4 protein-coding genes are annotated in these 4,577 nt (G+C 66.4%); 1 reads left to right on the top strand and 3 read right to left on the bottom strand.

Annotated elements, in window-relative coordinates; all coding sequences use genetic code 11:
* The first annotated feature begins 132 nt into the window (after positions 1-132).
* Positions 133-450 carry a DMT family transporter gene (locus VF662_RS13680; RefSeq protein ID WP_464142229.1) on the top strand — a complete coding sequence of 106 codons (318 nt, stop codon included), beginning with the start codon at positions 133-135 and terminating at the stop codon, positions 448-450.
* Here VF662_RS13680 and VF662_RS13675 read toward each other — a convergent pair.
* The 3 genes from VF662_RS13675 to ppa form a co-directional block, all read right to left on the bottom strand.
* A complete protein-coding gene (locus tag VF662_RS13675) occupies positions 440-1,969 on the bottom strand; it encodes an amidase (RefSeq protein WP_464142227.1) in 1,530 nt (509 codons plus the stop codon). The genes VF662_RS13680 and VF662_RS13675 overlap by 11 nt on opposite strands.
* Before the next feature lie 14 nt (positions 1,970-1,983).
* The gene (locus VF662_RS13670; protein WP_464142225.1) at positions 1,984-3,903 is read right to left on the bottom strand and encodes a M61 family metallopeptidase; all 1,920 of its coding nucleotides are present in this window, start codon (positions 3,901-3,903) and stop codon (positions 1,984-1,986) included.
* A gap of 85 nt (positions 3,904-3,988) precedes the next feature.
* On the bottom strand, positions 3,989-4,531 hold the full coding sequence (gene ppa, locus VF662_RS13665) for an inorganic diphosphatase (protein WP_464142223.1): 543 nt from the start codon (positions 4,529-4,531) through the stop codon (positions 3,989-3,991).
* Between the last annotated feature and the right edge of the window lie 46 nt (positions 4,532-4,577).

Below are 4,577 nucleotides of genomic sequence, written 5' to 3'. Positions count from 1 at the left end.
CTTCGGCTTCCTCTTCTTCGCCGAGCCGGTCCGCCCCCTCACCCTGATCGGAGCCGCCATGATCGTCGCCGCCTGCCTCGTTGCCGCCCGGCCGAGCTCGGCGCCGCTGCCCGGCGTGGAGCCCGGCGCCTGATGGCCTGGATCCTTCTCATTATCGGCGGGCTCTTCGAAGTGGGGTTCACCACCTCCCTCCGCTTCGTCGAGGGCTTCCGCAACATCCCCTGGACGATCGCCTTCCTGGTCTCGGTGACGCTGTCGATGGGCCTGCTCGAATATTCCGCGCGAACCATCCCGATGGGCACCGCCTACGCCGTATGGGGCGGCATCGGAGCGCTCGGGACGGTGCTGGTGGGGGCGATCTGGTTCGGCGAGCCGCTGGGATCGATCCGCATCCTGCTTCTGCTCGGCCTCATCGGCTGCATCGTCGGCCTGAGGCTGGTCAGCGCCTGAGCGGCTGCCCCTCGAACGCGCGCTCGACCTCCGGGCTGTTCTCCAGAGCCTTCAGGAACTGCGGCTCCTTCCGCTTCTGCGAGGCCTGTTCGTAATCGTAGCCTAGCGAGAGGATCAGCGCGTCCGCCCATTTCGGGCCCATGAAGCTGAGGCCGACCGGAAGCCCCTTCACCTCGCCCATCGGCACCGTGAGATGCGGATAGCCCGCCACCGCCGCGAGCGTGCCGGCGCCGCCGCCGGGATAATAATCGCCATGGACCGGCTCGATCAGCCACGCGGCCGAGACCGTGGGGCCGACCAGGGCAACGACGTTGTTGTCCTTGAGAAGCTTGTCGATGCCCTCGGCGCCCGCCATCCGAAGCGAGTTCGCCCGCGCGGCCTTATAGTCCGGATCGTCGAGGCCCTTCGTCTTCTCCGAGCCTTCGAAGATGTCCTGGCCGAAAAGCGGCAGCTCCGCCGCGGCGTTGGCATTGTTGAAGGCGATGAGATCGGCCAGCGTCCGCGTCTTCACCGTCGGCGGCGTGGTTGCGAGATAGGCGTTGAGATCGGCTTTGAACTCGCTCAGCAGCACCTTGTAGGAATCCCCGCCGATCTTCCCCATGCCCTCGAACTTGTCGATATCGACCAGGATCGCGCCCTCCCGGCGGAGCGTTGCAAGGGCTTCGTCGAACGCGGCCTCGGTGCCGAAGCCGGTGGCGAAGCGCATTACGCCGATCCGCTTTCCGCGCAGCGAATTGTCGGAAAGCGCGGCGGCATAGTCGGTCTTGCGGCGGTCCGCTTCCTTCGTCGCGGCGTCGGCCGGATCGGTTCCGGCGATGGCAGTCAGCACCATCGCCGCCTCGCGGACCGTAGCCGCCATCGGCCCGGGCGTATCCTGGCTGTGGCTGATCGGGACGACATAGGTGCGGCTGACGAGGCCCACCGTGGGCTTGAAGCCGACGATGCCGTTGACGGACGCAGGGCAGGTGATCGAGCCGTTGGTCTCCGTGCCGATCGCTGCGCGGACCATGCCGGAGGCGACCACGACCCCGCTGCCGGTGCTCGAGCCGCAGGCGTTGCGGTTGAGCACATAGGGGTTCCGGGTCTGGCCGCCGACCGCGCTCCAGCCGGAGATGGATTCGCCATCACGGAAGTTCGCCCACTCGGAAAGGTTGGTCTTGCCGACGATCACTGCGCCGGCCGCGCGCAGCCGCGCCACCAGCGGCGCGTCACGGCCGGTGATGTTCTGCGCGAGGGCGAGGCTGCCGGCCGTGGTCGGAAGCGCTCCCTTCGTCTCGATATTGTCCTTCACCATGATCGGCATGCCGAACAAGGGTCCGCGAGCGCGCCGGTTGCGGTCAAGCGCGCGGGCTTCCTCGATCGCACCGGGTTCGAGCGCGATGACGGCATTCACGCGCGGCTCCAGCGCTTCCACGCGGCGGATGGCGTCGCGGGTGCGGTCGACTGCGCTCGGCTGCTGCTGGGCCGCGGCCGCGGCCGGAACGAGGAGGGCGCCGGCGAGAAGGAGGTTGCGAAGCATCTGGTCCCTTTCCTTTACGGGAGCGGCGCGAGGAGCGCGTCGAGAGTGGAGGCGCCGGTGCCGACCTTTTCGAGCGCCGGGTAGCGAAGGCCGCCGTGGTAATCGAGATTGACGGTGCGGTAGAGGTCGCCCTTCTTGACGAGCAGCCGGATCGGCTCCTTCGTGCCCTTGGCGGCCGCGATCGCGCCCTTCAGGTCGTCGTTCGAATATTTCCGCCCGTTGACCGCGACGATCTGGGTGCCGCTCGTCAGCCCCTCGTTGAACAATGGCGAATCCCAGGCGAGGCCGCTGATATTGCCTTCCTTCCCGATCGTGACTCCGATCGAATAGGTGAGGTCCAGGATCTCCCGGTCCTTTTCGCGGGACTTGAAATAGGCGCTTGGCGTGTCGCGATAGACGAGCCGGTATCCCGCACGCTTGATCCAGTCGAGCGGGGCCGCGCCGGTCTGCTCGGTCCGGGTACGGAGATACGTGTTCCAGTCATAGGGCGCGACGCCGTTCAGCGTCCGGACGATGTCGTCGAACGTGTAGGGGTTGATCCCCTCATCGTCGGGCCTCACGCCGAAGAAGGCGCGGGCGAAATCGTCGATCGAGCGCCGGCCGCCGGTGCGCTCGCGGATGATGCTGTCGACGTCGAGCCAGATCAGCATGCCTTCGCTGTAATAATCCTCGGCCCGCTGCCAGCTGGACCAGGGCTGCGGGCGCCGCGCCGAAAGGATCGGGTCGTTGGTCGTGTCGACCAGCGGCCGCCAGGAGCGGCCCGGCAGGATGTCGTAATAGGCCGCAGTGCGTGCAAGCTCGTCCTTTACGTCCTGGACCGGCATCATGCCCGAACGCGCGGAGAGGATGTTGCCCCAGAATTGCGTCTGGCCCTCGTAGAGCCAGAGCATGCTGTTCTCCATCGGCGTCCGGTAATCGGGCGTGAACAGGTCGGCGCCGCGGCGATACTTGCCGTTCCAGCTGTGATTATATTCGTGGGCGAGGAGATCGCGGCCCGCCGAGCCGCTGTTCCAGCCGGTGAAATAGTCGCGCGGGTGGCTGTTCTCCGATGATCGGAGATGCTCCAAGCCGATGCCGCCGAGCTGCTCGGTCAGCGCCAGCAGGAATTCATATTCGTCATAGTGGTTGGCGCCGTAGAGCTTCATCGCCTGCTCGACGAGGCGGCGGTGGGCCGCGATCTGCTCGGGTGTGGCGGCGAGGTCCTCCTGCCGGTCGGCGAAGATGTTGAGGTTGACGTCGGGCGCCAGCTGCTCGCGGCGGTAGTAGCGGCCTGCGAACAGCGGCGAATCCACGAACCGTTCGTAATCGACCGTCTTGTAGGTGATCCGGTTGCCGCGCTTCGAAGCGACGTCGAGCGAGGTGGCGGCGCTCCAGCCTTCCGGGATGGTGATGCTGGGCGTGATCATGATGTTCCGGACGTAATAGCCGGCCGGATAGAGCGACATCTTCTCCCACTGCGCGTTCAGCATGTCCGGCGTCATCGTGATCCGCCCCTGCGCTCCTTGCGTCGGCGAAAGGTGCTGGAACTCGACATCGAGCGTCTTCACGCCCTGCGGAACGTCCACATGGAAGCCGTAGACGTAGGCCGGGTCGCGGCGCCAGGCGATCGGCTTGCCGTTGGCGCTGATCTTGAGGCCGGCGATGCTCGCGATCGGGCCGCGGGGCGCGTGGTTGCCCGGCAGCCATTCGGGATAGAGCAGGACGAGCGGCCCGGCGCCTTGCACCGGGATCGTCTCGCGCACCCGATAGACGGCACGGGCGGTGTCGGTCGCATCGACGTGGATCGTCAGAGTGCCGGGATAGGGAATGTCGCGCGCGGCCGGGATGCGGCTGGTCCGCTCGAGCGGCTGCGGCCGGGTCCAGTTGGGCTGCACCTGGGCGGTTGCGGGGGCCGCGAGGGCAGCCGCCAGCGAGATGAGGATAAGGTTGCGCAAGGGGGACTCTCCAGGAAGCGGAATGCCTTTCCGCTCCCCTTGGCGAGTCTTCAAGCCTCCGTCCAGCCCTTCGGCTGCCGCTCTATTATGCTTTGTCTTTAGACGTTTGCGCCCTCTCCACGGCCTCGCTGATGATGCGGCAGGCGTCCTCTTTGCCGAGCCAACGGCCGACCCGCACCCATTTCTCGGGCTCCAGATCCTTATAGTGGGTGAAGAAATGCTCGATCTGCTGGCGGACGATGTCGGGCAGGTCGTCGGCTTCCTCCACCTTCTCGTAATAAGGGAAGGTGCTCTGGTCGGGCACAGCCAGGATCTTCTCGTCGCCGCCGGCTTCGTCCTCGAGCAGCAGCACCGCGATCGGCCGGGCCCTGACGATGCAGCCGGGGACGAACGGGGAGCGGGCGACGACCATGCAGTCGAGCGGATCGCCGTCTGGCGACAAGGTGTGCGGGATGAAGCCGTAATTGGTCGGGTAGCGCATCGGGGTGTGCAGGATCCGGTCGACCCAGATCGCGCCCGATTTCTTGTCGAATTCGTATTTCACGGGCTCGCCGCCGACCGGCACTTCGATGATGACGTTGACGCTGTTGGGCGGATCGTCGCCCACGGGAATGAGATCGATGTTCATGATGGCGCGGGCCCCTAGAGCCCGAGCGCTTCCCACGCTACGCAAA

The organism is Allosphingosinicella sp., from assembly GCF_036387215.1.
GTDB lineage: Bacteria > Pseudomonadota > Alphaproteobacteria > Sphingomonadales > Sphingomonadaceae > Allosphingosinicella.
This window is presented reverse-complemented; position numbering and strand designations above follow the sequence as displayed.